Consider the following 25974-nt stretch of genomic DNA (forward strand, 5'->3'; position numbering starts at 1 on the left):
TCGGTGCCGGCGGCCCGGCAGATGACGTCGCCCGGCACGGGCACCGGCACCTCGCGGACCGCACGGACCGGCACCGTCGTCGTCCACCGGGATCTCGACCAGGTCCCCTCGGACCGCGGGGCCACGCCGACCCTCGACACCGGGGAGCGGCCGACGTCTACGCTGGACCGGTGACGGCGGGGCCGCTCCCGCCCCGGACCCCAGGAGGCAGCCGTGGACCCGCGCGTGCACTTTCTCACCCTGTCCACCCCGGACCTCGACGCCGCCCGGAAGTTCTACGCGCAGGGCCTCGGCTGGGAGCCGCTGCTCGACGTCCCCGGGGAAATCCTCTTCTTCCAGATCGCTCCCGGGACGGTGCTGGGCCTCTTCGACGCCGGGAAGTTCGCCGAGGACCTCGGCCTCCCGGCGGCGTCCCCGGCCCAGGGCCTGACGCTCGCGCACAACGTGGACAGCGAGGCCGCGGTGCGCGCGAGCGTCGACGCGATGAGCGCCGCGGGCGGCACCGTGCTCACGGCACCGCGACCGGGTGCCTTCGGGGGCGTCTTCCACGCGCACGTCGCCGATCCCAACGGCGTGGTGTGGGAGATCGCGCACAACCCGGGATGGCGGGTCGACGACGACGGGACCGTGCGCCTCGGCTGACCGCTCCCGGCCCGCTCCTGTCCGCCGAGCGATTGCCCAGCGGACGGGTCCAGCCGCGGACGGGTCGGCCGCCGACGGACCCGGTGCGGCCGGGTCAGCCGCGGACGTCGAAGCGCAGGTGGTGCTCGACGTCGTGCAGGAAGTACGCCGCGAAGCTCGCCACGGTGAAGTCCTTGCCGTCCCCGCGCCGGCCGGGCCGGGCCCACTGCTCCTCGGCCACGGCGTCGAAGGCGTCCGCGGTGGCGCGGAGCTCCTGCGCGAGCTCCCCGGAGACCTCGTAGGGGTCCTGGAGGTTGTACCGCTCCTCGACCGCTGCGGCGTCCTGGTCCCAGTCCGCGAAGACCGGGTCCTCCTCGTCGAGCATGAGCCGCAGCCGCTCGCGGAAGACCCGGCAGAGGTCCCGGACGTGGCACGCGTACTCGAGCGGGGACCACGTCCCCGGACGGGGCCGGTCCGTCATGCCCAGCCGGTCGAGGACCGTCGCCCAGCGCTCGACCGTGGCCCGCGCACGCTCCCCCGTGGTCGTGACGTCGTAGTCCGGGTCGAACCCGCAGTCGGGGCAGCCCCGGTCGAGCACCACGGTCCAGTCCTTGGTCTCCGGGGGGACCGGGGAGGTGTCGGGGGTGCCGGGGCGCTCGGTGCTCATGCGGTCAATGTACCCGGGCCCACCGGGCGCTGCGAGGTCCCGTGGCGGGCCGGGCGGGTCAGAGCCCCTGCCGGTCCAGGATCTCGTCCTCGCTGAGCGGCTCCCCGCGCTGGATCCGGCGGGTCCGGCGCAGGTCGGTGGCCGCGAGCACCACGGTGGCGGTCGCCAGGACGAACGAGAGGATGCCGAGGGTGTTGGCGAACCCCGCGGACAGGCCCAGGTGGACGGGGTCGGTGGCCCGGGTCAGCACGGAGGCGCCGGTGCCGTCCACGCGGTCCGGGAGGACGGCGCCGAAGCCGAGGAGCACGGCCCACACGGCGGGCGTCGTCAAGGAGGACCGCAGGGACGCCCCGGGCGGGACGTGGGCGCGGGCGTCCCGGCGCAGCAGGACGCCCGCCACCGCGAGCAGCGCCGTCAGCGGCAGGGCCAGCGTCAGGGTGTAGAGCGGCACCAGGTCACCGGCGGCTCCGGCGAGGCCGCGCCCCACGGCGACCCACGCCCCGAGCAGCAGAGCCGCCGGGACGCCCAGGACGGGCACGGCGCGCTGCAGGGCGGTGGGCCGGTGCGCCACGCGGTCGAGGGCTGTTTCCACGCCCGCCAGTCCATCGGCGGGCGTCCCGCCGCGGGCCCGCCCCCGGGCGTCCCGGTAGGCTGGAGCGCATGCCCTCCCCCGGATTCCCGCACGCCGTCCTCTTCGACCACGACGGGACCCTCGTCGACACCGAGCCGCTGTGGGACCGTGCCAAGCAGAACCTCGCCGCCGAGCACGGACTGCTCTGGACCCCCGAGGACTCGCTCGCGACCCTGGGCCTGCCGGTCGCCGCGACGATCGAGCGCATGCAGCAGGTCGGCGTGCCGCTCGGCGAGGACGAGCTGTTCCGGGCGGTCTTCGAGCACAGCATCCGCGTCCTGGAGGACACCGAGCTGACGTTCATCGACGGGATCGAGGAGCTTCTCGAGGAGCTCTCGGCCGCGGGGATCCCCGCGGCGATCGTCACCAACGCGAGCTCGGCGATGGGCCGCCACACCGCGGGCACGGCGCCGGAGGACCTGTTCCGGGTGATCATCGGCACGGACGAGTACGCGCAGGGGGTCCGCCCCAAGCCGGACCCGGACGCCTACCTCACGGCGGCGCGCCGCCTCGGGGTGGACCCCGCCCGGTGCGTCGTGGTGGAGGACTCCCCCGCCGGGGCCGCCGCGGGCGTCGCGGCAGGCATCCCCACGGTGGTCGTCCCCGGCGAGATGGAGGTCGAGCGCGGCCCCGGACTGCTGCACGTCGGATCCCACCGGGAGCTGACCCTGGAGCTGCTGCGCTCGCTGGACCCGCAGTCCCCGTCGTCGCCCTTCCACCCCGCGCAGGAGGCCCGCCCGTGAGCTCCCCCGACTTCCCCGCCGCCGTCCTGTTCGACCACGACGGCACCCTCGTGAACTCCGAACCGCAGTGGGCGGTGGCCAAGCGGGCGGTGGCCGGCCGGTACGGCGTCGGCTGGAGCACCGAGGACGACCTCGCCACGCTGGGGAGGACGGTGCCCACCTCGGCGCGGCTGATGGTCGAGCGCGGTGCCGAGGGGACCGTCGAGGCCATCACCGCCGAGCTCGGGCGGGAGGTCGCGGCCTCGCTGACGGGCGAGGTCCCGTTCCTGCCCGGCATGCGGGACCTGCTGACCGAGCTCGAACGGGCCGGCATCCCCGGGGCCGTCGTGACGAACGCCCTGACCGTGGTCGCGGAGGGCACCGCGTCCGGGGCGCCCGAGGTGCTGCGGGTGGTCGTCTCCCAGGAAGACGTGGAGCACGCCAAGCCGCACCCGGAGCCCTACCTGCTCGCGGCGCGGCGGCTGGGCGTGGACCCGGCGCGGTGCGTGGCGGTCGAGGACTCGCAGACGGGGGCGGCGAGCGCGGCGGCCGCCGGGATGCCGGTGGTGGTGGTGCCCGGTGAGCTGCCGGTGGAGCCCGCGCCCGGCTTCGTGCTCGTGGACGCCCACACGGACGTCACCCTGCAGTTCCTGCGGGGGCTGGCCCCGACCGTCTGACCACGGCGACGACGACGAGGGCCCGTTCCCCGCCGGTCCGCGGGATGCGGGACGGCAGGGAACGGGCCCTCGTGGGACGTGCTGGGGCTCAGCGGGTCGCGGTGCCCTGGGGGGACGACGCGCGGCGCGGGCTCCGGGTGCGGCGACGGGCCGCGGCCTGGGTGGAGCGGTCCGGTGCGGACTCGGTCGAGTACGCGGGCGCCGCGGAGCGGGTGGGCGCCGCGGAGCGCGCCGGTGCCGCCGAGCGGGAGGCCGAGCCGTTGCCGGGGCGGGAGCCCCCGCGGCTGCCGGTCTCCCCGCGCTGGTCGCGGGAGCCGCTGCGCCCCTGCTCGGACCGGTTCTGTCCGCCGCGGCCGCGGTTGCCGCCGGAGCCCGCACGGCCGCCGCCGGAGCGCTGACCGCTCGCCGGACGGCCCTGGGCCTGGACGGGCTGCGGCACGTAGGCGACCTTGTCGGCGAGCTCGCCCACGAGCGCCGCGACGGCCGGGGAGCCGACGGTCACGGTGTCGAAGTTCGCGGTGACGCCCGCGGCCTTCATGAGCTGCGTGACCTCACGACGCTCCTCCTTGGTGGCCACCGTGACCACGGAGCCGGAGGCGCCGGCGCGGGCGGTGCGCCCGGAGCGGTGCAGGTAGGACTTGTGCTCGGTGGGCGGGTCGATGTGCACGACCAGCTCGACCTCGTCCACGTGCACGCCGCGGGCGGCGACGTCGGTGGCCACGAGCACGCGCACGTCACCGGCGGAGAACTGGGCCAGGTTGCGGTCACGGGCGTTCTGGGAGAGGTTGCCGTGCAGGTCCACGGCGGGGATGCCCATCTGGCTGAGCTTGCGGGCCATCTTCTTGGCGCGGTGCTTGGTGCGCGTGAACATCACGCGGCGCCCCGTGCCGGAGGCCAGGGCCTCGATGAGCTCCTGCTTCTCGTCCGCGTCCACGACGAGCACGTGGTGGTCCATGGTGGACACGGACGCCTGCGGGGCGTCCACGGAGTGCTTGACGGGGTTGGACAGGAACTGCTTGACGAGCTTGTCCACGCCGCCGTCGAGCGTCGCCGAGAACAGCAGTCGCTGGCCGCCCTGGGGGGTGCGCTTGAGGATGCGGGTCACCACGGGCAGGAAGCCCATGTCGGCCATGTGGTCGGCCTCGTCGATGACCGTCACGCGGACGTCGTCGAGCGTGAGGACGTTCTGCTTCAACAGGTCCTCGAGCCGGCCGGGGCAGGCGATGACGATGTCGGCGCCCTTGGCGAGCGCCTTCTCCTGGTTGCGCTGGGAGACCCCGCCGAAGATGACGGTGGTCGTCTGCCCGGCGGCCTCGGCCAGCGGGGCGATCGCACGGTCGATCTGGGTGGCCAGCTCGCGGGTGGGGGCCAGCACCAGGCCGGTGGGCCGGTTGGCCCGCCGCGCGGCGCGGGCGCCGTTGCCGGTCAGCCCGGCGAGCCGGGACACGAGCGGCAGCGCGAACGCCACGGTCTTGCCCGAGCCGGTCTTGCCGCGGCCGAGCACGTCGCGGCCGGCCAGCGAGTCGGGGAGGGTCTTCTCCTGGATGGGGAACGCCTGCTCGATGCCCTGCTGGGCGAGGACGGCGGAAAGGGCCTTGGGCACGCCAAGGTCGGTGAAAGTAGCCAAAACTGGGATACGTCTTTCGATCGGATGTCCCGGCAAGGGGGTAGCGCGCCGGGTTGCGCCGAATGACTCCTGGAGCCCCTGCGAGCGGGCTGAGACCGTCTGGAACGGTGCCACGCTGGAAGAAGAACGGGGTGCTCGACGCCTGCCTGCTCACCCGGGGACGGGGAGCAGTGCCATGTGCAATACGACCCACCCTACAGCACCGGCGGCACGGCACCACCCGGATGTGGCGGAGGGCACGGCCGCGGCCGTCCGCGCCCCACCGGTGCGAGCGGCGGCGGCACCTGCGCCCTTCTCGCACCGGTGCGGTAGGTTCGGCGGCGCGGGGACGGTCTACAGGGCGGTGTAGCCGCCGTCGACCAGGTAGTACGCGCCCGTCATGAAGGAGGCCTTCTCCGAGAGCAGGAACGTGGTCAGGGCGGCGACCTCCTCGGCGCGGCCCAGCCTGCCGAGCGGGTGCTTGGCGGCGAGTCCCTCGAGGACGGCCGCCGGCGCGGTCCGGAGCAGCGGGGTGTCGATGTAGGCGGGGCCGACGGCGTTGACCCGCACCCCGCGCAGGCCGTACTCCACGCCGGCCTGCTTGGTGAGCCCGACCACGCCGTGCTTGGCGGCGGTGTAGGCGCTGTTGCCCGCCGCTGTGGCCACGGTGCCGTGGATGGAGGCCATGTTGACGATCGCCCCGCCGCCAGCCTGCTCGATGGCGGGCAGCTGGTAGCGCATGCCGAACATGACGGAGTGCAGGTCGATCTGCACGGTGCGCACCCACGCGTCGAGGTCGGACTCGCCCACGGCGTCCGCGGAGCCGCCGACCCCGGCGTTGTTCACCGCCAGGTGCAGGGCGCCGTAGGTCTGCTGGGCGAACTCGACCGCGGCCTCGCAGTCCTCGGGCTTCGCCACGTCCTGCCGGAAGCCCGCGGCGTTCCCGCCGGCGGCCATGATGGACTGGACGACGTCGTCGATCCGCCGGGTGTCGATGTCCGTGACGACGACCTTGACGCCCTGCGCCGCGAGGTCCTTGGCGCAGGCCTCGCCGATGCCGGAGGCGGCGCCGGTGACGAGCGCGACCTTGTCCCTGAGGTCAGCCATGTGGTTCTCCTGCCGTGTGTCCGCTGGGCCGGACCGGGCGGTCCGACGCTCCCAGTCTGTCCGGAAACGGCGGGACCCGCGAGGGGCGGCGCGGGCGTTTCCGCCCGCGCCGCCCCTCGCTCGGGGTGGTCGGGGCTCAGCCCTGGTCGTCCTCGGACTTCTCGGCGTCGTGCGCCCGGCGCAGCGCGGCGGAGTCCGCCTCCTGCGCCGCCTTCTGCTCGCGCACCACCTCGGTCAGGAGCTTGGTCATCTCCTTGGCCACGCCGGCCGCGGACTGCGGGTTCTGCCCGGTGACGAGGCGGTCGTCCACGACGACGTTCTCGGTCCAGTTCGGCGCCGTCCGCACGTCCGCGCCCTGCTCGACGAGCTTGTCCTCGAGCAGGAACGGGACGACGTCGGACTTGCCGACCTCGTCCTCCTCGGCGTTGGTGAAGGCGGCCACCCTGCGTCCCTCGACGATGCGCAGGCCGTTGGAGAGCTCCACGTCGACGAGACCGGAGGGCCCGTGGCAGACGGCGCCGACGACTCCCCCGGCGTCGTGCACGGCGGCCACCAGCGACTGCAGGTCGGCGTTGCCGGCGAAGTCCCACATGGTGCCGTGCCCGCCCACGAGGTAGACGGCGTCGTACTGGGCCGGGTCGACCACGCTGATCCGCGGGGTGTTGAACAGGGAGGCACGCACGGTCTCGTCCTCGAGGTACTGCCGCTGGACCTCGTCCTCCTCGTCCTTGCCGTCCTGCGGGGGCTGCCCGCCGGCGATCGAGGCGAAGTCGACGAAGTACCCGGCGTCCCGGAACACCTTCCACGGGTGCGCCGCCTCGCCGACGAAGTAGCCGGTCGGCTCCCCCGTGTCGCCGAGGGTGTCGTGGCTGGTGAGAACGAGCAGAACCTTCTTCATGGTCTCGATGTCCATGTCTGTCCTTCCGTCGGGTGGCAGGACGCGGAGGGCGTCCCGCGGGCCGGTGGCCAGCCTAGGCTCCACGGGCCGCCACCGGCGCGGGTGTTCGCTCCCGGCCCGTCCCGCGCGGAGGGCGCGAGGCCTCCCCTGATAGGGTCGTTGACGACTCAATGACCCTGTTCGCCCTCCTGAAAGGACCGACCATGAGCCTCTCCAACGCGATCCTGCGCGGCGTCTCCGGCGCCTACCTGCTGCAGTCCGGCTACGGCAAGAAGGACCTCCCCACGGAGGCCGCCGCGGGTCTCCAGCAGTTCGCCGCCACCGGCGTCCCCCAGTTCAAGGAGTGGGACCCCGACACCTTCGGCAAGTTCGTGGCCTACTCGGAGATCGGCATCGGCGCCGCCCTGCTGACGCCGTTCGTCAACAAGCGTCTCGCGGGCCTGGCCCTCGGCGCGTTCTCCGCCGGACTGCTCTCGTTGTACTTCCGCAACCCCGAGATGACCCAGGAGGACGGCATCCGCCCGACCGAGGCCGGCACGGGCCTCTCGAAGGACGCCTTCCTGGCCGCGATCGCCGCGGCCCTGGTGGTCTCCAAGTAGGCACGGTTCCCGCAGGACCCCACGGGTGCCGCACGTCCGCACGGACGGGCGGCACCCGTTTCCTGTCCCCGGCCGTGGGTCGCGCGGCACGCGCCTTCCGGACGGACCCTCAGGACGTCCGAGGCGCCCGGGACAATGGGCCCCATGACGACGCCGGCGCACCGCCGGGCCCGTCCTGCTCCGGGTCCGCACCGTGCCGGACCCCCGGCGGGGATCGGACCGGGCGGAGCCGTACTGAGCAGGGCCGCGCCGGACGACGTAGCGCCGGAGGACACGGATCCGCCGCCGTTCTGACCGCCGGACGGTCCTGGGCGTCAGGCGGGAGGCCGTCCCGGGTCCTCCGCCGTGGTCTCCACCGACAGCCGGTAGCCCATGCTGTGGGTCTCCTCCGGCTCGAGGTGCACGGTGTCGGCGTGGGTGTTGGCGCCCTCCACGCACACGAAGTCCGTCCAGCCGTCCGGCCCCACGTCGGACATCGCGGCCGCCTTCTCCGCCCAGGGGTTCCACACCACGGTGGTGCCGGAGTTCTTCTTCCGGATCCGCAGCACCCGCCCCAGCACGGGATCCACGACGGCCACGTCGCCGGTCGAGCGGTACACCCGGTCGGTCTCTCCGTCGAACCGGAGGTCCCCCTCCTGCACGCAGTCCTCCCGGTCCAGGACCTTGTCGCGGTAGGAGGCGCCGGCCAGGCCCTCGACCTGGATCTTCCGCACGTCCCCCACCACCAGGTAGGCGTGCAGAGCCTCCTCGAAGTCGAACGGGCGCTCACCGGTGTTCGTGACGCTCAGCTCGAGGGACAGCTCGGCGCCGAAGCGCACCACGAAGTACGCCTCGAACGGGTGCGGGAACTGTTCCCGGTGCGCGGGATCGGTGATGTCCGCGTCCGAGAGCCGGTAGACGACCACCGCCTCGTGGTCCGAGGACTCGCGCGACTCGACGTGCCACGGGAGCGTGCGGGCGAAACCGTGCTTGGGCTCGCGCCCGCCCTCCGCCCCGTTGGCGAACCACGGGAAGCAGATCGGGACACCTCCGCGCACGGGGCTGCCCGTCTCGAGCGCGGTGCTCGGGGACAGCCACAGGACCGGGGCGTGGCCGGTGGGGATCCAGTCGGTCACGTGCGCGCCCTGGTCGTAGACGGCGCCGGTGGCGTCCGCGCAGGAGAACGGGCGGGGCTCGGGAAGTTGGCTCATGCCCCTCAGGCTAGACGGAGGGCCCGGCCCCCGTCAGGAGGCCGGGCCCTCGTGGACCGACAGCCGTCAGACGCCGGTGCGCTCGTACGAGTCGATCGCTCCGGGGTGGCCCTCCATGAACGCGTCGACCTGCCGGCGGTCCGCCCGCAGCTTGGGGTCGTGGTTCAGGTAGTGCTTCGTCTCGCGGACGACCAGCCCGGAGAGGAGCAGCAGCCCGAGGAGGTTGGGCAGTGCCATGAGGCCGTTCATCACGTCGGCGAAGTTCCACACCACCGCCAGCGGCACGGTGCAGCCCACGAACACGATGAGGGAGAACACGACCCGGTAGGGCATCACGGCCGCCCTGCCGAAGAGCCGTTCCATGCAGCGCTCGCCGTAGTAGGCCCATCCGAGGATCGTCGAGTAGGCGAACATGACGAGCCCGATGGTGACCACGTAGTGCCCCCACTGCCCGGGCAGGCCCTGGCTGAAGGCGTCGCCGGTCATGGTGGCGGCGAAGTCCGCCCCCTGCTCCCAGACACCGGTGGTGATGAGCACGAGTCCCGTGCAGCTCACCACGATGATGGTGTCGATGAAGGTCTGGGTCATGGAGACCAGTCCCTGGCGGACCGGGTGGGTGGTCTGGGCCGCGGCCGCGGCGATCGCGGCCGAACCCATGCCGGACTCGTTGGAGAAGATGCCGCGGGCCACGCCCATCTGCACGGCGAGCATGATGGCGGACCCGGCGAACCCGCCGACCGCCGCGGTGCCGGTGAAGGCGTCGGTGAAGATGAGGACGATGGCCTGCGGGATGGCCGCGACGTTGACGATGAGGATGAACAGGGCGCCGAGGACGTAGAAGAGGATCATGACGGGGACGAAGCCCGCCGTGACCTTGCCGATGGACTTGATGCCGCCCACGAGCACGGCGAGCGTCAGCACCGCGAGCACGGCGCCGGTGAGCCAGGTGGGGACGCTGAAAGAGCTCTCCAGGTTGGAGGCGATGGAGTTGCCCTGGGTCATGTTGCCGATGCCGAAGGCGGCCAGCGCGGCGGCGATGGCGAAGAAGATCGCCAGGAACTTCCCGAACCCGTTGCGGATGCCGCGCTCCAGGTAGTACTGGGGTCCGCCGGAGATCTCCCCCTTGGCGTCCGTGGTGCGGAACCGCACGGCCAGGAAGGCCTCGGAGTACTTGGAGGCCATGCCGAGCAGGCCGGTGACCCACATCCAGAACAGGGCGCCGGGCCCGCCGATCGAGATCGCGGTCGCCACGCCCACGATGTTGCCGGTCCCCACCGTGGCCGCGAGCGCCGTGGTCAGCGCCTGGAACTGGGAGACGTCACCGCCGCGGGCGTCCGCGTCCTTGCGGTCGAACAGGGCCAGCCGCAGCGCGGAGCCGAGCTTGTGGAACTGCAGCCCACCCAGCCGGATGGTCAGGTACAGACCGGTCAGCAGCAGCAGGGGGATGAGGACGTAGGGCCCCCAGATGATGCCGCCCAGTTCGCCGAGGGCGGTCTCGATGGTTTGGAGCATGTGTTCTCCCGTGGGTGTCGGGTGGATGAGGAAGCGGGCCGGAACGGGACTGTGACCTCTGTCTCGGCAGAAGGCATCTAATCACAGGTCCGCCGGTCCTCCCGTCAGGGACCGGTGGATCGGCCACAGTGTGGCCCCGGACCGTTTCCGCCCGGTTACGGCCCGGGCGGGGCGGCGAGGTCCTCCGGTGCTCGCCGCGAGAACCGGTGGGCGAGGAGCACGGCGCCCGTGGCGAGCAGCGAGCACACCGCCATGGCCACGGCCATCGGCACCGCGCTGTGCTGACCGGCCAGACCGGTCAGCGGGCTCACGAGCCCTCCGAGGAGGAACTGGACCAACCCGAGCACCGCCGATCCGGCCCCCGCTCGGCCCGGGACCCGGCTCTGGGCGAGGGCCACGGCGTTGCCCATGACGAAGCCGATGCAGGTCTGGCTCACGAAGAGGTGCGCCAGCGTGGTCCACCCGGTGATCCCGGCCAGCACCAGGCCCAGGCCCACCACGTTGACGGTCGTCATGACCACGATCGCGGTGCGGAGGATCGTGCCGGGCTCGACCCGGTCGACGAGGCGGGTGTTGACGACCGCGCCCAGGATCGAGCCGCCCGCGTTGACGGCGAAGACCACGGAGTAGCCGAGCGCCGAGTAGCCGAGCACGTTCTGCAGCACGAAGGAGGACGCGGAGATGTAGGAGAACAGGGCGCCGAAGGCGAGCCCGAAAGTCAGCGCGTAGGCCATGAAGGACGGGGTGCGCAGCACCCGCCAGGACCCGGTGACGACCGCACCGACCCCGCCGCGGTGCCGCCGGCGCGGGGGCAGGGTCTCGGGGACCACGAGCACGGAGCACGCCAGCATCAGCAGCCCGAAGGCCGCGAGCGCCCAGAACACGGTCTGCCACGGGGCCACCGTGGCGATCACCCCGCCCAGCAGCGGGGCCACCACCGGGGCGAGGGAGGTGATGGTCGCGAGGATCGAGAACAGCTTGGCGGCCTCGCGGCCGGAGGCGATGTCCGAGACCACGGCGCGGGCGATCACCACGCCGGCCGCCCCGGCGAGGCCCTGGACGGCCCGCAGGACCAGCACCGTCCCGATGGTCGGGGCCAGGACCACGGCGACTGAGCTGAGCAGGAACAGCGCGTTGCCGGCCACCATGAGCCGGTGCCGGCCCAGCACGTCGGACACCGGGCCGAGCAGGAACTGCCCCACGGCCATGCCGATCATGTAGGTGGTCAGCGTCAGCTGCACCGCGGAGGCCGACGCCCCGAAGTGTCCTGCCATCGCCGGCATCGAGGCCAGGTACATGTCCGTGGCCATCGGGCTCACCGCGCTGAGGATCCCCAGGGCCGCCACCAGCACCACCCGGTCCTTGCCGCCGGAGAGGCGCAGGCGGGAGCGCACGCGGTCGTCGGGGGGCGGTGAGCTCACGGGAGGTCCTTCGGCAGGGGTCTGCGGGGCGGGCGCGGGGCGCGACTCATGCTATCGACGCCGCGACGGGCACGGCGACGGGCACGGCGACGGGCGCGGCGACGGGCGCGGGGACGGGCGCGGGGACCGGGACCACAACCGCGCCGACGATCGCGACGAGGACAGGAACGACGGCCTCGACGACCACTGCGACGACGACCGGGACCACCACCGCGACGACGACCGCGACAATGTCCCTATGAGACTCGCCGTGTACACCGGGGCCTCCCTCGGTTCCGACCCCCTGTTCGCCGAGGCCGCCCGCGCCTTCGCCTCCACCCTTGCCCGCCGCGGCGTGGGCGTCGTCTACGGCGGCGGCCACGTGGGGCTGATGGGCGTCGTCGCCGACGCCGCGCTCGCCGCCGGGGGCGAGGTGGTCGGGGTCATGCCGCAGTCCCTCGTGGACGACGAGACGGCCCACACGGGGCTGACCGAGCTGCGGATCGTCCGGACGATGCACGAGCGCAAGGCGGAGATGGCCGCGCTCGCCGACGGGTTCGTGGCCCTGCCCGGCGGCCTGGGCACCCTCGAGGAGATCTTCGAGGCGTGGACCTGGCTGCAGGTGGGAGTGCACGCCAAGCCGGTCGGCTTCCTCGACGTGGCCGGCTACTGGAGGCCCCTGCTGGACGCGGTGGCCTCCATGTCCGCGGCCGGCCTCGTGCGCGCCGAGTACCGGGACGCCGCCGTGGTCGCCCAGGACGGCGACGAGCTGCTCGCCCGCTTCGCGGTGTGGGAGGCGCCGCGCCGGCGCTGGTCCGAGCCGCCCGTCCCCGGCGCCGACGCGCCGGTGGCCCGCCCTGCGCCTAGGATGTAGGGCGATGAGCGAGCACACCCCTTCCCCCGCCGAGGGCCCCGAGCAGGGCCCCGTCCCCGAGGCGTTCCACCGCCGGCCGTACTCCTTCGTGCGCCGCGGCGACCGCCTCACCGCCCGCCGCCAGAAGGCCTGGGACGACTGGGCGCCCTCCCGGGTGCTCGACGTCCCGCGCGTGCGCACGGACACCTCCGTCCACCCCGACCACGAGTTCGACGCGGCCGCGGCCTTCGGGCGCGAGGCGCCCCTGGTCGTGGAGGTCGGCTCGGGGCTCGGGGAGGCTGTCGTGCACGCCGCCGCCCAGGACCCCGCGCGGAACTTCCTCGCCGTCGAGGTGTACAAGCCCGGGATCGCGGACCTGCTGCTCAAGGCGGGCCAGGCCGGTGTGGACAACGTCCGCGTGGTGCAGGCCAACGCGCCCGAGGTCCTGGAGCACATGCTCGCCCCGGCCTCGGTCGACGAGCTGTGGGTGTTCTTCCCCGACCCCTGGCACAAGACCCGCCACCACAAGCGGCGCCTGGTCTCCCCCGCGTTCGCCGAGCTCGCGGCCCGGGTGCTCGCGCCAGGCGGGCTGTGGCGGCTCGCCACGGACTGGCAGGAGTACGCCCTGGTGATGCGCGAGGTCCTCGACGCGTCCCCGCACTTCGAGAACGTCCACCCGGGACCCCTCGCCGACGACGAGCACCCGGACACGGGCTGGGCCCCCCGCTGGGAGGGACGGGTCCTCACGAGCTTCGAGCGCAAGGCGCGGGAGACGGGCCGCGTCCCACGCGACCTCGTCTACCGCCGGACGGCGTGAGCGCCGTCCCCGGCGCGGAGCGCGACGGCTTCGTCGTCGTGCTCCCGGGCGATCCCCGCACGCAGCCGCTGCTCGAGGGCCTGCACCTCGAGTACGTGGAGCGCTACGGCCCCGAGATCGGGGCGGAGGAGATGGCGCACCACCCCTTGGCCGACTTCACCGCCCCCACCGGGGGGCTCCTGCTCCTCCTCGAGGGCGGCGTGACGGTGGGCGGCGGCGCGTTCCGCCGGTACGACGACGCCACGGCCGAGCTCAAGCGGGTGTGGACCGCCCCGGCGCACCGCCGGCGAGGGATCTCGCGGCGGGTCCTGGCCGAGCTCGAGCGGCTCGCCGCCGCGGCGGGCTACCGGCGCGTCTACCTCACCACGGGCAGTCGTCAGCCCGAGGCCTCCGCCCTGTACCGCAGCAGCGGGTACGTCCCGCTGCCCGGGACCGCCCGGGCCTATGCGGGCGGCGCGTACGACGTGGGCTTCGAGAAGCACCTGCCCTGACCCGCACCGGTCGTCCGACCGGTGCCGCTCAGCGCTCCTGCTGGCGCGGGGGCCGGTAGAGCACCACGGCCTGCGAGATCTTGCGGGCCCGGGGACGGGCGCCGCGGGCCATGCGCACCACGTCCCCGCCGACACCGGCGGCGAAGATGCGCGAGGACTCCTCGGCCCGGTCCCGGGCGTCCTCGAGCTCCTGGGACAGCTCCGCCACCCTCGACCGGAGGGCCGCGACCTGGTTCTCCAGCTGGAGGATGCGCCGGATCCCCTCGAGGGACACGCCCTGCTGGGACAGCACCTGGATCTGCTGCAGCTTCTCGATGTCGCGCTGGGAGTAGCGGCGGGCGCGGCCGGGGGCGCGGGACGGCTTGACGAGGCCGAGCCGGTCGTACTGGCGCAGCGTCTGCGGGTGCATCTCCGCGATCTCCGCGGCCACGGAGATCACGAACAGCGGCTGGTCGGCGTCCAGTGCCATCTCACACCCGTGCCTTCTCGGCCAGGCGGGCCCGGGGGTCATCGGCCGCGGTCGCCTCGGCGAACGCCCGGACGGCGGCCTGCGCCTGCTCGTCCAGCTCCGCCGGCACGTGCACCTCGACCGTCACGATCAGATGGCCCGTGCCCTTGGCCGTGCTGAACCCGCGCCCCTTGACGCGGAACCGCCGGCCCGAGGACGTTCCCGCCGGCACCTTCACGCGCACGGTGCCGCCGTCCAGCACGGGCACCTCGATCGTGGCGCCCAGGGCCGCCTCGGGGAACGTGATCGGCACAGTGACCTCGACGTCGTCCGTGCCCTCGACGCGCTGGAAGAAGGCGTGCGGCGTCACGTGGACGGTGACGTAGAGGTCACCGGCCCCGCCGGCGCCCGAGTGGCCCTTGCCGGCGAGCTTGAGCCTCTGCCCGTCGCGCACGCCGCGCGGGATGCGCACCGTGGTCTCCTGGCCGTTGCCCCGGCGCAGCTTGATGGTGGTGCCGTGCACCGAGGACCGGAACGGGATGGTCGTCTCCGTCCGGATGTCCTCCCCGCGCGCCGGGGGTGCCTGGTACCCGCCGTAGCCGCCCGGCGCCCCGTACCCGGTCTGGCCGCCGAACTGGGCGAACAGGTCCTCGAACCCGCCCGGGCCGCCGGGACCGCCCGACCCGCCCGTGGAGTAGGTCGTGCGACGACGGCGCCCTCCGCCGCCGCCCCCGAAGATGTCGCCGAAGAGGTCCTCGAAGTTCGCCGAGCCGCCGGCGCCGCTCGGGCCCCCGGCGGTGAAGCGCGCCCCGGAGCCCATCGCGCGGATAGCGTCGTACTGCTTGCGCTCCTCGGGGTCGGAGAGCACGGAGTTCGCCTCCGTGATGTCCTTGAACCGCTGCTCGGCCTCCGCGTCGCCCGGGTTCTGGTCCGGGTGGTGCTGGCGGGCGAGCTTGCGGTAGGCCTTCTTGACGTCGGCGGCGGACGCGTCCTTGGACACGCCGAGAATGCTGTAGAAGTCCTTGTCGATCCAGTCCTGGCTGGCCATGACGCCTCCTTTCTGTGGGGCCGGTCGGGGTCCTGGGGGGCAGGGCCCCGTGGTGGTCCTCGTCCCCGGCGCCGCGGCGCCGGGGACGGGTGGACGGGGCAGGGGAGGCCCGCCGGCGGACCTCCCCTGCCGTCGCCGGGATCAGGCCGGGACGGGCCTCACTCGGCGACCGCGACGGCGACCTGGGCCGGCCGCACCACGCGCTCGCCGATCCGGAAGCCGGAGCGCAGCACCATCGAGATCTGGTCCGGCTCGACCACGCTCGTGGGCTGCTGCAGCACCGCCTCGTGGACGTTCGGGTCGAACTTCTCCCCGACCTCCCCGATGCGCACGAGCCCCTGCCGCACGAGGGTCTCCTCGAGCTTGTTCGCGATCGCCGCGAACGGGCCGTCGGTGAGGTCGCCCGCCTGCCGGGCCGCGTCGATGTCGTCGAACACCGGCAGCAGCGTCTGGAGGAGGTCGCCCGTCACGAAGGTCCGGAGCTGCTCCTTCTCGCGGGCCGTGCGGTGCTTGAAGTTCACGAACTCGGCCTGCAGCCGGCGCAGCTCCTCGAGCCGCTCCTCGGCGAGGGCGGCCGCCGGGGAGTTCTCCCCCGCGGCCGCCGCCGGGGCGGCGTCCCCGGACTCCGCGTCCGTCGACTGCGGCGTCGAGAGGATGTCGTCCACCGTCAGGCCCTCCGGCCCGGCCTCCTCGCGGGGGCCGTCGCCGGAGTCCTGCGCGCGCTGCTCGCCGGGGTCCGCGGCGGGGTCGCCGGGGACGTTCCCGGTGCCGTGGTCCTCCGCGTTCTCGTCGGGTCCTGGCGTGGGGTCGGGCATGCTCACTTCTTCTCGTCCTCGTCGTCGACGACCTCGGCGTCGACGATGTCCTCGTCACCGGTGGCGCCGGTGGCGCCCGCACCCGGAGCGCCCTCCGCGCCCTCGGTCTGCGACTGCGCGTAGAGGGCCTCGCCGAGCTTGGTCTGGGACTGCTGCAGCTTGTCGTAGGCCGTCTTCACGGCGTCGTCGTCCTCGCCCTCGAGCGCCTTCTTCAGGGCGTCGACGTCGGCCTGCACCTCGGACTTGACGTCCGCGGGGAGCTTCTCGTCGTTGTCCTTCAGGAGCTTGTCGACGGAGTACGCCTGCTGCTCCGCGTTGTTGCGCAGGTCGGCCGCCTCGCGGCGCACCCGGTCCGCCTCGGCGTTGGCCTCGGCGTCCTTGACCATGCGGTCGATGTCCTCCTTGGAGAGGGAGGACCCGCCCGTGATGGTCATCGACTGCTCGGTGCCGGTGCCCTTGTCCTTCGCGGAGACGTGCACGATGCCGTTGGCGTCGATGTCGAAGGTGACCTCGATCTGGGGCATCCCGCGCGGGGCGGGGGCGATGCCGGTCAGCTCGAAGGTGCCCAGGTTCTTGTTGTCCCGGGTGAACTGGCGCTCGCCCTGGAAGACCTGGATGGACACGGACGGCTGGTTGTCCTCCGCGGTGGTGAAGGTCTCGGACCGCTTGGTGGGGATGGCCGTGTTGCGCTCGATGAGCTTGGTCATCACGCCGCCCTTGGTCTCGATGCCCAGCGACAGCGGAGTCACGTCGATCAGCAGCACGTCCTTGCGGTCGCCCTTGAGCACGCCGGCCTGGATCGCGGCGCCGACGGCGACGACCTCGTCCGGGTTCACGCCCTTGTTGGGCTCCTTGCCGGCCAGGCGCTGGACGGTCTCCGCGACGGCGGGCATGCGGGTCGAGCCGCCCACCAGCACCACGTGGTCGATGTCGGAAACGGAGATGCCGGCCTCGGCGATGACGTCCTTGAACGGCTTCTCGGTGCGCTCGAGCAGGTCGCGGGTGAGCTCCTCGAACTTGGCGCGGGTGAGGCGCTCGTCCAGGTGCACCGGGCCCTCGGGGGTCACGGACAGGTACTGCAGGGAGATGCTGGTGCTGGTCGCGGAGGACAGCTCCTTCTTGGCCTGCTCCGCGGTCTCCTTGAGGCGCTGCAGGGCGATCTTGTCCTTGGACAGGTCCGCGCCGGTCTTCGACCGCACCTGCGCCAGCAGCCAGTCGACCACGCGCTGGTCCCAGTCGTCGCCGCCGAGCCGGTTGTCACCGGCGGTCGAACGGACCTGGATGGTGGAGAAGTCGTCCTCGTCCTTGCCGACCTCCAGCAGGGAGACGTCGAAGGTGCCGCCGCCGAGGTCGAAGACGAGGATGAGCTCGTCCTCCTTGCCCTTCTCCAGGCCGTAGGCGAGCGCCGCGGCGGTGGGCTCGTTGACGATGCGCAGCACGTTCATGCCGGCGATCTCACCGGCCTCCTTGGTGGCCTGGCGCTCGGCGTCGTTGAAGTACGCCGGGACCGTGATCACGGCGTCGGTGACCTTGTCGCCGAGGTAGGACTCGGCGTCGGTCTTGAGCTTCATCAGGATGCGCGCCGAGATCTCCTGCGGCGTGTACTTCTTGCCGTCGATGTCGGTGGACCACCCGGTGCCCATGTGGCGCTTCACCGAGGCGATCGTGCGGTCCACGTTGGTGACGGCCTGGCGCTTGGCGATGTCGCCGACCAGGGTCTCGCCGTCCTTCGAGAAGGCCACGACGGACGGCGTGGTCCGGTTGCCCTCGGCGTTGGCGATGACGGTGGGCTCTCCGCCCTCCAGGACGGACACCACGGAGTTGGTGGTGCCGAGGTCGATTCCTACTGCACGAGACATGGGCGTGTTCTCCTTCGGGTCGAGCTGAACCGGGCGGGCCGTGGTGGCCCCGTTAAGGTCCCGGAGGTCTCACTTCTTGAGTTTTCCTGGCTCAAGTCTGCCACATGAGCCGCCGGTGTCAACTTAACTTGAGCCACATCGGCTCAACTTCGGTGCGGTGGTCGGTGTGAGACTCCGCGCACTCCCGTCCCCCGCGGCAGGGCGTCGGCTACGGTGGAAGCTTTGTGCCCGTTCCGGCGGGCCGCCGTCGACACCCCCGGGTCCGCCCCGCACATCACCGCACGCACCCCGACACCCCAGGAGCCCCCGTGAGCAGCACGCCACCCCGTTCACCGCAGCCGCCGAGCCCGGCCGAGCCCTCCCGCCGGCCGAAGCCCCGGGAGGTGCTGCGCGAGATCAACTACCCGCACGGCATCCACCCCGCCCTGGTCCCCGGCATCGCCGTCGAGGACCAGAAGCTGCGCTACGGCACGGACAAGGTGGTCTTCTTCGTCACCGCCGCGCTGATCGTGGCGTTCATCTCCTGGGGGGTGCTCTCCACCGACACCCTCTCCGCCGCCTCCGCCGCGGCCCTGGCCTGGGTCACCGGCAACACCGGGTGGTTCTTCACCGCCCTGTCCACGGCTGCCGTCCTGTTCATGCTCGTCGTCGGCTTCAGCCGCACCGGCCGGATCCCCCTGGGCATGGACGACGAGAAGCCCGAGTACTCCTTCTTCTCCTGGCTCGCCATGCTCTTCGCCGCCGGCATGGGCATCGGCCTGATGTTCTACGGCGCCTCCGAGCCCCTGAGCCACTTCGGCGCGGGCGTGCCGGGGTACGGTGCGGAGCCCGGCTCCGAGGAGATGACCGTCTACGCCCTCGTCCAGACCGCCTTCCACTGGGGTCTCAACCCCTGGGCCATGTACGCCGTGGTGGGCGCGGCCGTCGCCTACGGCGCGTACCGCCGCGGGCGTCCTCCGCTCATCAGCCGGATCTTCGTGCCGCTGATCGGCCAGCGGCGCGCCGAGGGCGGCCTCGGCCGGCTCATCGACGTGTTCGCCATCTTCGCGACCCTCTTCGGCACCGCGGCCTCGCTGGGGATCGGCGCGCTGCAGATCGCCCGGGGCCTCGAGCTCGTCGTCGGATGGGGGCCGCTCGGCAACGGGGGCCTGATCGCGATCATCGCCGTCCTCACGGCCGCCTTCGTGGTCTCCGCCGTCTCCGGTGTGGCCCGCGGCATCCGCTACCTCTCCAACACGAACCTGCTGCTGGCCTTCCTGCTGGCCGTCTTCGTGTTCGTGGCCGGGCCCACCGTCCTGATCCTGGACCTGGTCCCCGCGGTGTTCAGCACCTACCTGCACGAGTACCTCTGGATGACCGGGCAGACCGGCGGCTGGGGCGAGGACGCCACGGCGTTCGCGGGCAGCTGGACCGTCTTCTACTGGGCCTGGTGGCTCTCGTGGTCCCCGTTCGTCGGGATGTTCATCGCCAAGATCTCCCGCGGGCGCACCCTGCGCCAGTTCGTGACCGTGGTCCTGGTGGTCCCCTCCTCGATGTGCGTGCTCTGGTTCGTGGTCATCGGCGGCACCGCCATGCACCTGCAGCGCACCGGGACCGACCTGGCGGCCGCCGGCGGCCAGGAGGCCGTGCTGTTCGGCATGCTCGACGCCCTGCCCCTCGGGGCGCTCACCTCGGTGCTCGCGATGGTCATCATCGGCCTGTTCTTCGTGACCAGCGCGGACTCCGCCTCCATCGTCATGGGCACGCTGTCCCAGCGGGGCCACGGCGAGCCGAAGCGCCCGATCGTGATCTTCTGGGGCCTGTGCCTCGGCGGCATCGCGGCCGTCATGATGCTCGTGGGCGGAGACGACGCCCTCACCGGCATGCAGAACCTCGTGACCGTCTCGGCCCTGCCCTTCGCCGTGGTCGTCGCCTTCCTGATGGTCGCCTTCTACAAGGACCTGCGCAGCGACCCGGCCACGATCCGCCACGCCTTCGCCCTCACCGCCGTCCGCAAGGCCGTGATCCACGGCATCGAGGAGCACGGCGACGACTTCGCCCTGCAGGTGGAGCACGCCCCCGGCGCCCGCGCCGCGGGCGAGACCTTCGACTCGCACGACCCGGCCGTCACGGACTGGTACCGGCGGGTCGACGAGAACGGCGATGAGATCGAGCTCCCCGCCGGATCCGCCCCGGCACGGGGCTCCGATCAGGAAGCCGCGCCGGACCCCGAGCGGGAGCTCGATCCGGCCGGTGACCGGGCCTGACGAGCCGGTGCCGGGTGCGGCCGCCGCCCCCGGGCGGCGGCCGCACTTCTCGTGCCGGGACCGGACGGCTTAGACTGCCCGCTATGTATTCGATCGTGACCGTGTGCACCGGCAACATCTGCCGCTCGCCCATGGCGGAGTTCGCCCTGCGCCGCGCCTTCGAGGCCGCAGGACTGGCCGAGCGCGTGCGGATCGACTCGGCGGGCGTCAGCGACGAGGAGCTCGGCAACCCCGTGGACCCCCGCGCCGGCGACCTCCTGCGCCGCGAGGGGCTCGACGCCTCCCGGCACGCGGCCCAGGTCTTCGACCCCGTCCGCTTCGACGACCGCGACCTCGTGCTCGCCCTGGACGTCGTGCACTGGCACCGTCTGAGAGCGCTCGCCCCGGACGGGTCCGCCGCCGCCAAGGTGCGGCTGCTGCGGGAGTTCGACCCCGCCGTCGGGGACCTCGAGCACGGCGACCTGGGGATCTACGACCCCTGGTACGGGGGCCCGGAGGACTTCGAGACCACCTACGGCATGATCGCCGCCGCCGTGCCGGGCGTCGTCCGCGCCGTCGCCCGCGAGCTCGGCGCCGACCCGGGCCCCGCCGAGAGCCCCGCGCAGGACGCCGGACGCGCGTGATCGACATCGAGCTGGAGCTGGACCCGGCCCTCGCCGCGGCCCACCCCGCCGGCACCAACCTGGCGCGGCTGCTCCCCTCCCCCACCCGCCGCCCGTACCTCATCGGCATCGACGGGCGCTCCGGCGCCGGCAAGACCAGCCTCGCGGAGCAGCTCGCCGCGGTGCTGCGCCCGGTGCGGGACGTGACGCTCTTCCACCTCGAGGACCTCTACCCGGGCTGGGACGGGCTCGGACCCGGCCGGCGGACCTACGTGGACGAGGTCCTCACTCCCCTCGACCAGGGCCGCGACGCGGAGTGGAGCGCCTGGGACTGGGTCACCGGCTCCCCGGGCACCCCGCGGCTGACCCGCGTGGCGGAGGTCGTGATCCTGGAGGGCGTCGGCGCGTGCAGCGCCGAGGCCCGGAAGCTGCTGGACGTCTCCGTGTGGGTCGAGCTGCCCACCGCCCTGCGCTACGACCGCGCGCTGAGCCGCGACGGCTCGTACTACGCCGAGCACTGGGACCGCTGGGCCGCCCAGGAGGACGCCTACCTGGCGGAGGACCACGTCTGGGAGCAGGTGGACATCCTGCACCCCGGCCCGGTCTGCTGAGCACCTCGGCCGCACCGACAGGAGGATTCGTGACCAGCACCGTCGTCGTCCTCGACGCCGCCCACCCGGGGGGCGTCCTCGCCGATCCGTCCGTCCCGCTCGTGCGGATCGACGACCAGGGTCTCACCCGCGGGGACGGCGTCTTCGAGACCATGCGCGCCGTCGACGGGACCGTGCAGAAGTTCGAGGCCCACCACCAGCGGCTGTCGGCCTCCGCGCGGCTGGCGCAGCTGCCCGTGCCGTCGGCGCGGGACGTGCGCGGGGCGGTGGAGCTGGCGCTCGCCCACGCCGCTCCCGGCGGGGACGGCGGCCTGGGTGCCGAGCACGCGGTCAAGGTCGTGATCAGCCGCGGCACCCCGGGGGACGGCCCGTGGTCCTGGATCGTGGTGAGCCCCGTGCCGGAGACCACGTTCCGGCAGCGGCGGGAGGGCGTGACCGCGGTGCTGCTGCCGCGCGGCCACGATCCCGCCCAGGACGCCGGGTACCCGTGGCTGCTCCCGGGGGCGAAGACGCTCTCCTACGCGATCAACATGGCCGCCCTGCGCCACGCCCGCTCCCTCGGCGCGGACGAGGCGGTTTTCACCACGGAGGGCCGCAGGGTCCTGGAGGGCGCGACGTCCTCCGTGGTCTGCGCCCGCGTGCGCGCCGGCCGCCGCACCCTGCTGACACCGGAGCCCTCGCACGGGATCCTGCCGGGCACCACGCAGGCCAAGATCTTCGCCGCCGCCCGCGGGGACGGCTGGGAGCTCGGCTACGGGCCGCTGTACCCGGCGGACCTCATGGAGGCCGACGCCGTGTGGCTGGTCTCCAGCGTCCGGCTCGCGGTGCCGGTGCGCCGGCTCGACCACCAGCCGCTGCCGGTGGACCCGGACCTGACGCGGCTCGTCACGAGCTGGGTCTCGCAGGCCTGATCCGGGCTCAGGCCCAGATGAACCGGTGCGTCCCGAGCAGGGCGGACACCGCCGGGCCCGACGCCGCGACCGCCGCGCAGCCCGCGAGGACCGCGGCGTCCCGCCAGGAGTACCCCGGCACGCGGGCCCACGTGCGCGGACCTGCGCCGAAGCCGCGCGCCTCCATGGTGACCGACAGCCGGGTGGCCCGGCGCAGGGACTGCACCAGGAGCGTGAACGCCTGGCCGCCGAACTCCCGCAGCGCGCCCAACGGTCCGTGTCCGGACCCCGCGCCGCGCGCCCGTCGCGCCATCGCCAGGGTGGCCCACTCGGAGACCATCACGCCCACCAGCCGCAGCGCGGCCAGGGACGCGAGCACGAAGCGGGCCGGGAGGCGCAGCGTCTGGGCGAGACCGTCGGCGAGGTCCGTGGGGTCCGTGGTGAGCACCAGCATCAGCCCGGGCAGGGCCAGTGCCAGCCCGCGCAGGGCGATCGCCGCGCCCGCGGCCACCGAGCCGGCCGAGATCCCGGTGACCCCCAGGTCGAGCAGCACCGCCCCGGAGTCCTCGGCGAGCAGTGCCGTGCCCCACCCGCTCACGAGGGCCGCCACGACCACCGGCCACGCCCGGCGCAGCAGCGCGAGCGGGCGCTGACCGGCGAGCGCCAGCAGGAGCACCTCGCCCAGGAGCACGGTCCCCGACGTCACCGGGTCCGCGCTGAGCAGCAGGACGACGGTCAGCAGCAGCGCCCCGGCCAGCTTGACCACCGCGTTCGTCCGCCCCAGCAGGGAGGTCCGGGCCGACGGCGCGATCGCGGAAGCGCTCACCGGACGGGCTCCCGCCGGGCGGGGACGGGCGGGGCCGTCTCAGAGGGAGCGACCGGAACGGCTGAAGCGGCCGGCACGGCAGGAGCGACTGGCGCTGCCGGCGCGGCCGGAGCGACCGGTGCAGCAGGAGCGACGGGTGCGGCCGGCGCGGCCAGGGACTCCCGCGCCGCCGGTGCCGCGCGAGTGGCGCGGTCCTGCTCCGGGGGCGTGCCGAGGGCCAGCACCTCGGCGCCGAGCGCCCGCACGAAGTCCTCGTCGTGGGTCACGGCGAGGACCGACGTGCCGGCATTGACGAGCTCCACGAGCAGATCGACGAGCTCCGCCCACGTCAGGGCGTCCTGGCCGAAGGTGGGCTCGTCGAGCACCAGCACGTCCGGGTCCGTGGCGAGCACCGTGGCCACGGACAGCCGCCGCTTCTCGCCGCCGGAGAGGGTGAACGGGTTGGCGTCGGCCAGGTGGGAGAGCCGCAGCCGGCGGAGCAGCTCGTCCGTGCGGCGCTCCCGCTCGGCCGCCGGCGTGCCCGCAAGCCGGGGTCCGAGCTCGAGCTCGGCGCGCACGGTGGCGCGCAGGAACTGGTGCTCGGGCTCCTGGAAGACCGTCCCGACACGGGCCACGAGCTCCCGGCCGCGCCACTCCAGGGGGTCGGGGCCCGCGCCGCGGTCGAGGCTCGGATGGGCGCGCACCGTGCCGCGCACGGGGGCGAGCAGGCCCGCCAGCGTCAGCGCGAGCGTGGACTTGCCGGCGCCGTTGGGCCCGGTCAGCGCGAGCGTGCGGCCGCGGCGCAGGGCCAGGTCCACGCCGGCCACCGCCGTGGGGAGGTCCTGGCCCGTGGCGGCGTCGTCCACCGGGCGGCCGCGGCGCCGCGTCCGCCGCCGGGCCCGCAGCTGCCGCGCCGAGGGCTGGCTGCGCGAGACGCCCAGACCGGTGGCGCTCAGCAGCGGTTCGCCGTCCGCCCCGGAGCCTCCGACCGCGGACGGGCCCGCAGCAGGACTTCCGGCAGGGCCCACAGCAGGGCTCCCGGCAGGGCTCCCGACGGGAACCGGCCGCGGGTCCGCGGCCGGGCGGGCGGGCGCACGCGTGGCCGGCACCCGGCCGGGGACCCACACCCCCGCCCGGCTCAGCTCGTCGGCGGCTGCACCGAGCACCTGTCCCGGGGCCCCGTCGTGGGTGATCCCCCCGTCGCGGCCGAGCACGACGACGCGGTCCACGACCTCGGCCCACACGGCGACGCGGTGCTCCACGACCACGAGTGTGGCCCCGCTGCGGTCGAGGCAGGACACCACGGCGTCGCGGACCTGCCGCACGCCGGCAGGGTCCAGGTTGGCCGTCGGCTCGTCGAGCAGCAGCAGCCCGGGGCTCATGGCCACGGCGCCCGCGAGCGCCAGGCGCTGCTTCTGTCCGCCGGACAGGGCCGCGGTGGAGTGGTCGAGCGGCAGGTCCAGGCCCACGGCGTCGAGCGCCGCGCGCACCCGCGGCCAGATCTGCTCGCGGGGCACCGCGAGGTTCTCGAGGCCGAACGCGGTGTCGTCGCCGATCCGGGACAGCACCACCTGGGACTCGGGGTCCTGCTGCACGAGCCCGGCCCGGCCGCGCGCCTGCTCCGGGGGCGAGCCGTCGAGCAGCAGCTCGCCGGAGCCGGACTGCCCGTCGTCGTCGTGGAGGACTCCTGCCAGGGCGTGCAGAAGGGTGGACTTGCCCGCCCCGCTGGGCCCCAGCAGGAGCACCCGCTCCCCCGGTTCCACCACGAGGTCGAGACCGCGCAGCGCCGCTGTCTCCCGCCCGGGGTGGTGCCAGCCGAAGCCGCGGGCCTCGACGCGGGCCCCGTGGGCCGCCGGCACCGCGGGGCGCCGGACCGTGGGAGCCGTCATCGGCGCACGGCCCGCCCCGAGGCGAGGCCCTGCAGGACGCCGGTGGCCGCGAGGGCCCGCACCACGGCCTGCATGAGGAGGCCCGCGAGCACCGCCCCGGAGACCGCGGCCAGCACCACGTAGACCACCTGGTGGCCCGGCGCCCACTCGTAGTTGTAGACGATGTTCTCGTGGACGCCGAGGAAGATCCCGCTCACGGCGCCCGCGACGGCCGCCGCGAGGGCGTCGAACCGGCGGTACCGGAAGGCGGCGAAGGCCAGTTCCGCGCCGATGCCCTGGACGAGGCCGGAGAGGACGACCAGCAGACCGAAGTGGGTCCCCAGGAAGCTCTCGATCACGGCGGCGAGCAGCTCGCAGAACAGCGCGGCGCCGGGCTTGCGGATGATCAGGCCGCCGAGCACGCCGGCCACCAACCAGCCGCCGGCGATCAGGCCCACGGCGGGCGGGTAGGCGACCGCGGCCGTGCCGACCACGGGGTAGAGCAGGTTCGACCAGGCCCAGAAGACGACCGCGCACACGGCGGCGAGGACGGCGGCCACGACGATGTCGACGACCCGCCAGGACGACGGGCGGGACGTGCCGGGGCGGCCGGCGGGGCGGTGGGTGGTGGTGTTCACGGTGCGTTCCTCCTGGGCTCAGCGAGCCGTCGGTGCCAGGAGGGGACGGGGTTCCGCGGGCCGCGCCGGTGGCGCGCTCCCGGGGAAACACCCCTGAGATGCTCGACTCCCTTCGCCGGTGCTAGCCGGAGCAGGTTCGAGGGTCTGCGGCGATCCGCACTCTCAGCGCCGCGCCGGTCTCACCGGCGGGGCGCTCCCCTGTCGTTCAGTGGCACCGAGTCTACCCCTCTGCCGCCCGCTCCGTGCACGCCCACGGGTCCGGAGCTCCGGCTGCACCCGTACGGCGTTCCCGCAGCACACCCTCGGCACGCTCGCCGCACACCCGCCGCGGCACGTCCCCCGCGGCACGTCCC

The 25974-nt window shown here is 73.7% G+C and carries 27 protein-coding genes and 1 riboswitch; of the genes, 11 read left to right on the forward strand and 16 right to left on the reverse strand.

What is annotated here, in order from left to right; translation table 11 throughout:
* Nucleotides 1-225 precede the first annotated feature (225 nt).
* Nucleotides 226-642: a VOC family protein gene (locus ACYVM4_RS13255; protein ID WP_460668844.1), complete on the forward strand. Its 417-nt coding sequence runs from the start codon at nucleotides 226-228 to the stop codon at nucleotides 640-642.
* A gap of 94 nt (nucleotides 643-736) precedes the next feature.
* Here ACYVM4_RS13255 and ACYVM4_RS13260 read toward each other — a convergent pair whose 3' ends face one another.
* Both ACYVM4_RS13260 and ACYVM4_RS13265 read right to left on the reverse strand, forming a co-directional pair.
* Complete coding sequence (locus ACYVM4_RS13260; protein ID WP_460668845.1) at nucleotides 737-1288, reverse strand: DinB family protein; 552 nt, start codon at nucleotides 1286-1288, stop codon at nucleotides 737-739.
* Between the two features lie 58 nt (nucleotides 1289-1346).
* Nucleotides 1347-1880 (reverse strand): hypothetical protein, encoded by a 534-nt coding sequence (locus ACYVM4_RS13265; RefSeq protein WP_460668846.1) that lies wholly within the window; start codon nucleotides 1878-1880, stop codon nucleotides 1347-1349.
* Nucleotides 1881-1948: 68 nt separating this feature from the next.
* Here ACYVM4_RS13265 and ACYVM4_RS13270 point away from each other — a divergent pair, with 68 nt between their 5' ends.
* Together ACYVM4_RS13270 and ACYVM4_RS13275 are read left to right on the forward strand one after the other, a co-directional pair.
* Nucleotides 1949-2662, forward strand: coding sequence for an HAD family hydrolase (locus tag ACYVM4_RS13270; protein ID WP_460668847.1), 714 nt, complete (start codon nucleotides 1949-1951; stop codon nucleotides 2660-2662).
* Nucleotides 2659-3318, forward strand: coding sequence for an HAD family hydrolase (locus ACYVM4_RS13275; protein WP_368821336.1), 660 nt, complete (start codon nucleotides 2659-2661; stop codon nucleotides 3316-3318). Before ACYVM4_RS13270 ends, ACYVM4_RS13275 begins: the two co-directional genes overlap by 4 nt.
* Nucleotides 3319-3406: 88 nt before the next feature.
* On the opposite strand, the gene ACYVM4_RS13280 is transcribed toward ACYVM4_RS13275, so the two are convergent.
* The 3 genes from ACYVM4_RS13280 to ACYVM4_RS13290 all read right to left on the reverse strand — a co-directional run bounded on the left by ACYVM4_RS13280 (nucleotide 3407) and on the right by ACYVM4_RS13290 (nucleotide 6944).
* Nucleotides 3407-4921, reverse strand: a complete 1515-nt coding sequence (locus ACYVM4_RS13280) for a DEAD/DEAH box helicase (protein WP_460668848.1) — start codon at nucleotides 4919-4921, stop codon at nucleotides 3407-3409.
* 357 nt (nucleotides 4922-5278) lie between these two features.
* A complete protein-coding gene (locus tag ACYVM4_RS13285; protein WP_368821334.1) occupies nucleotides 5279-6031 on the reverse strand; it encodes an SDR family NAD(P)-dependent oxidoreductase in 753 nt (250 codons plus the stop codon).
* Between the two features lie 136 nt (nucleotides 6032-6167).
* Nucleotides 6168-6944, reverse strand: a complete 777-nt coding sequence (locus ACYVM4_RS13290) for a type 1 glutamine amidotransferase domain-containing protein (RefSeq protein WP_460668849.1) — start codon at nucleotides 6942-6944, stop codon at nucleotides 6168-6170.
* 188 nt (nucleotides 6945-7132) lie between these two features.
* On the opposite strand from ACYVM4_RS13290, the gene ACYVM4_RS13295 reads away from it, so the two are divergent.
* On the forward strand, nucleotides 7133-7528 hold the full coding sequence (locus ACYVM4_RS13295) for a hypothetical protein (protein WP_368821332.1): 396 nt from the start codon (nucleotides 7133-7135) through the stop codon (nucleotides 7526-7528).
* Between the two features lie 314 nt (nucleotides 7529-7842).
* On the opposite strand, the gene ACYVM4_RS13300 is transcribed toward ACYVM4_RS13295, so the two are convergent.
* The 4 genes from ACYVM4_RS13300 to ACYVM4_RS13315 form a co-directional block, all read right to left on the reverse strand.
* The gene (locus ACYVM4_RS13300; protein WP_460668850.1) at nucleotides 7843-8718 is read right to left on the reverse strand and encodes a D-hexose-6-phosphate mutarotase; all 876 of its coding nucleotides are present in this window, start codon (nucleotides 8716-8718) and stop codon (nucleotides 7843-7845) included.
* A gap of 66 nt (nucleotides 8719-8784) precedes the next feature.
* A complete protein-coding gene (locus ACYVM4_RS13305; protein ID WP_368821330.1) occupies nucleotides 8785-10230 on the reverse strand; it encodes an alanine/glycine:cation symporter family protein in 1446 nt (481 codons plus the stop codon).
* 155 nt (nucleotides 10231-10385) lie between these two features.
* A complete protein-coding gene (locus ACYVM4_RS13310) occupies nucleotides 10386-11651 on the reverse strand; it encodes a multidrug effflux MFS transporter (RefSeq protein WP_460668851.1) in 1266 nt (421 codons plus the stop codon).
* Nucleotides 11652-11697: 46 nt separating this feature from the next.
* The gene (locus ACYVM4_RS13315; protein ID WP_460668852.1) at nucleotides 11698-11862 is read right to left on the reverse strand and encodes a hypothetical protein; all 165 of its coding nucleotides are present in this window, start codon (nucleotides 11860-11862) and stop codon (nucleotides 11698-11700) included.
* A 27-nt stretch (nucleotides 11863-11889) separates the two neighbouring features.
* Between ACYVM4_RS13315 and ACYVM4_RS13320 the strand changes: the two genes are divergently transcribed.
* Genes ACYVM4_RS13320 through ACYVM4_RS13330 form a run of 3 tightly spaced genes read left to right on the forward strand, consistent with a single transcriptional unit; the run spans nucleotide 11890 to nucleotide 13791 of the window.
* Nucleotides 11890-12504 (forward strand): LOG family protein, encoded by a 615-nt coding sequence (locus ACYVM4_RS13320; RefSeq protein WP_460668853.1) that lies wholly within the window; start codon nucleotides 11890-11892, stop codon nucleotides 12502-12504.
* A 4-nt stretch (nucleotides 12505-12508) separates the two neighbouring features.
* Entirely contained in the window at nucleotides 12509-13300 is a 792-nt protein-coding gene (gene trmB, locus ACYVM4_RS13325) for a tRNA (guanosine(46)-N7)-methyltransferase TrmB (protein ID WP_460668854.1), read from the forward strand.
* The gene (locus ACYVM4_RS13330) at nucleotides 13297-13791 is read left to right on the forward strand and encodes a GNAT family N-acetyltransferase (protein WP_460668855.1); all 495 of its coding nucleotides are present in this window, start codon (nucleotides 13297-13299) and stop codon (nucleotides 13789-13791) included. The genes trmB and ACYVM4_RS13330 overlap by 4 nt, the downstream gene beginning before the upstream one ends.
* A 28-nt stretch (nucleotides 13792-13819) precedes the next feature.
* Here the strand turns inward: ACYVM4_RS13330 and ACYVM4_RS13335 are convergent, their stop codons facing one another.
* The 4 genes from ACYVM4_RS13335 to dnaK form a co-directional block, all read right to left on the reverse strand.
* Entirely contained in the window at nucleotides 13820-14260 is a 441-nt protein-coding gene (locus ACYVM4_RS13335) for a heat shock protein transcriptional repressor HspR (RefSeq protein WP_368821324.1), read from the reverse strand.
* A gap of 1 nt (nucleotide 14261) precedes the next feature.
* Nucleotides 14262-15287, reverse strand: coding sequence for a DnaJ C-terminal domain-containing protein (locus tag ACYVM4_RS13340; protein ID WP_460668856.1), 1026 nt, complete (start codon nucleotides 15285-15287; stop codon nucleotides 14262-14264).
* 158 nt (nucleotides 15288-15445) lie between these two features.
* Nucleotides 15446-16108 (reverse strand): nucleotide exchange factor GrpE, encoded by a 663-nt coding sequence (locus ACYVM4_RS13345; protein WP_460668857.1) that lies wholly within the window; start codon nucleotides 16106-16108, stop codon nucleotides 15446-15448.
* The gene (gene dnaK, locus ACYVM4_RS13350; protein WP_368821321.1) at nucleotides 16105-17961 is read right to left on the reverse strand and encodes a molecular chaperone DnaK; all 1857 of its coding nucleotides are present in this window, start codon (nucleotides 17959-17961) and stop codon (nucleotides 16105-16107) included. Before dnaK ends, ACYVM4_RS13345 begins: the two co-directional genes overlap by 4 nt.
* A 308-nt stretch (nucleotides 17962-18269) precedes the next feature.
* Here dnaK and ACYVM4_RS13355 point away from each other — a divergent pair, with 308 nt between their 5' ends.
* The 4 genes from ACYVM4_RS13355 (at nucleotide 18270) to ACYVM4_RS13370 (ending at nucleotide 22331) form a co-directional block, all read left to right on the forward strand.
* The gene (locus ACYVM4_RS13355) at nucleotides 18270-20207 is read left to right on the forward strand and encodes a BCCT family transporter (protein ID WP_460668858.1); all 1938 of its coding nucleotides are present in this window, start codon (nucleotides 18270-18272) and stop codon (nucleotides 20205-20207) included.
* An 83-nt stretch (nucleotides 20208-20290) separates the two neighbouring features.
* Nucleotides 20291-20830, forward strand: a complete 540-nt coding sequence (locus ACYVM4_RS13360; RefSeq protein WP_368821319.1) for a low molecular weight protein-tyrosine-phosphatase — start codon at nucleotides 20291-20293, stop codon at nucleotides 20828-20830.
* The gene (locus ACYVM4_RS13365) at nucleotides 20827-21420 is read left to right on the forward strand and encodes a uridine kinase family protein (RefSeq protein WP_460668859.1); all 594 of its coding nucleotides are present in this window, start codon (nucleotides 20827-20829) and stop codon (nucleotides 21418-21420) included. The genes ACYVM4_RS13360 and ACYVM4_RS13365 overlap by 4 nt, the downstream gene beginning before the upstream one ends.
* 29 nt (nucleotides 21421-21449) lie before the next feature.
* Complete coding sequence (locus ACYVM4_RS13370) at nucleotides 21450-22331, forward strand: aminotransferase class IV (RefSeq protein WP_460668860.1); 882 nt, start codon at nucleotides 21450-21452, stop codon at nucleotides 22329-22331.
* 7 nt (nucleotides 22332-22338) lie between these two features.
* Here ACYVM4_RS13370 and ACYVM4_RS13375 read toward each other — a convergent pair whose 3' ends face one another.
* The 3 genes from ACYVM4_RS13375 to ACYVM4_RS13385 are packed head-to-tail and all read right to left on the reverse strand — an operon-like array spanning nucleotide 22339 to nucleotide 25621.
* Nucleotides 22339-23136 carry an energy-coupling factor transporter transmembrane component T family protein gene (locus ACYVM4_RS13375; protein ID WP_460668861.1) on the reverse strand — a complete coding sequence of 266 codons (798 nt, stop codon included), beginning with the start codon at nucleotides 23134-23136 and terminating at the stop codon, nucleotides 22339-22341.
* Nucleotides 23133-25004: an ABC transporter ATP-binding protein gene (locus tag ACYVM4_RS13380; protein ID WP_460668862.1), complete on the reverse strand. Its 1872-nt coding sequence runs from the start codon at nucleotides 25002-25004 to the stop codon at nucleotides 23133-23135. The genes ACYVM4_RS13375 and ACYVM4_RS13380 overlap by 4 nt, the downstream gene beginning before the upstream one ends.
* A complete protein-coding gene (locus ACYVM4_RS13385; RefSeq protein ID WP_460668863.1) occupies nucleotides 25001-25621 on the reverse strand; it encodes an ECF transporter S component in 621 nt (206 codons plus the stop codon). The genes ACYVM4_RS13380 and ACYVM4_RS13385 overlap by 4 nt, the downstream gene beginning before the upstream one ends.
* Before the next feature lie 90 nt (nucleotides 25622-25711).
* Nucleotides 25712-25831: riboswitch (TPP riboswitch) on the reverse strand.
* Nucleotides 25832-25974 lie beyond the last annotated feature (143 nt).

The organism is Kocuria himachalensis (genome assembly GCF_054784195.1).

Excerpts from the sequence above, each read along its gene's own strand:
- ACYVM4_RS13260 (WP_460668845.1), bottom strand. The coding sequence starts at position 1,288 with ATGAGCACCGAGCGCCCCGGCACCCCCGACACCTCCCCGGTCCCCCCG.
- ACYVM4_RS13270 (WP_460668847.1), top strand. The coding sequence starts at position 1,949 with ATGCCCTCCCCCGGATTCCCGCACGCCGTCCTCTTCGACCACGACGGG.
- ACYVM4_RS13285 (WP_368821334.1), bottom strand. The coding sequence starts at position 6,031 with ATGGCTGACCTCAGGGACAAGGTCGCGCTCGTCACCGGCGCCGCCTCC.
- ACYVM4_RS13290 (WP_460668849.1), bottom strand. The coding sequence starts at position 6,944 with ATGGACATCGAGACCATGAAGAAGGTTCTGCTCGTTCTCACCAGCCAC.
- ACYVM4_RS13295 (WP_368821332.1), top strand. The coding sequence starts at position 7,133 with ATGAGCCTCTCCAACGCGATCCTGCGCGGCGTCTCCGGCGCCTACCTG.
- ACYVM4_RS13300 (WP_460668850.1), bottom strand. The coding sequence starts at position 8,718 with ATGAGCCAACTTCCCGAGCCCCGCCCGTTCTCCTGCGCGGACGCCACC.
- ACYVM4_RS13305 (WP_368821330.1), bottom strand. The coding sequence starts at position 10,230 with ATGCTCCAAACCATCGAGACCGCCCTCGGCGAACTGGGCGGCATCATC.
- ACYVM4_RS13320 (WP_460668853.1), top strand. The coding sequence starts at position 11,890 with ATGAGACTCGCCGTGTACACCGGGGCCTCCCTCGGTTCCGACCCCCTG.
- trmB (WP_460668854.1), top strand. The coding sequence starts at position 12,509 with ATGAGCGAGCACACCCCTTCCCCCGCCGAGGGCCCCGAGCAGGGCCCC.
- ACYVM4_RS13335 (WP_368821324.1), bottom strand. The coding sequence starts at position 14,260 with ATGGCACTGGACGCCGACCAGCCGCTGTTCGTGATCTCCGTGGCCGCG.
- ACYVM4_RS13340 (WP_460668856.1), bottom strand. The coding sequence starts at position 15,287 with ATGGCCAGCCAGGACTGGATCGACAAGGACTTCTACAGCATTCTCGGC.
- dnaK (WP_368821321.1), bottom strand. The coding sequence starts at position 17,961 with ATGTCTCGTGCAGTAGGAATCGACCTCGGCACCACCAACTCCGTGGTG.
- ACYVM4_RS13360 (WP_368821319.1), top strand. The coding sequence starts at position 20,291 with ATGTATTCGATCGTGACCGTGTGCACCGGCAACATCTGCCGCTCGCCC.
- ACYVM4_RS13380 (WP_460668862.1), bottom strand. The coding sequence starts at position 25,004 with ATGACGGCTCCCACGGTCCGGCGCCCCGCGGTGCCGGCGGCCCACGGG.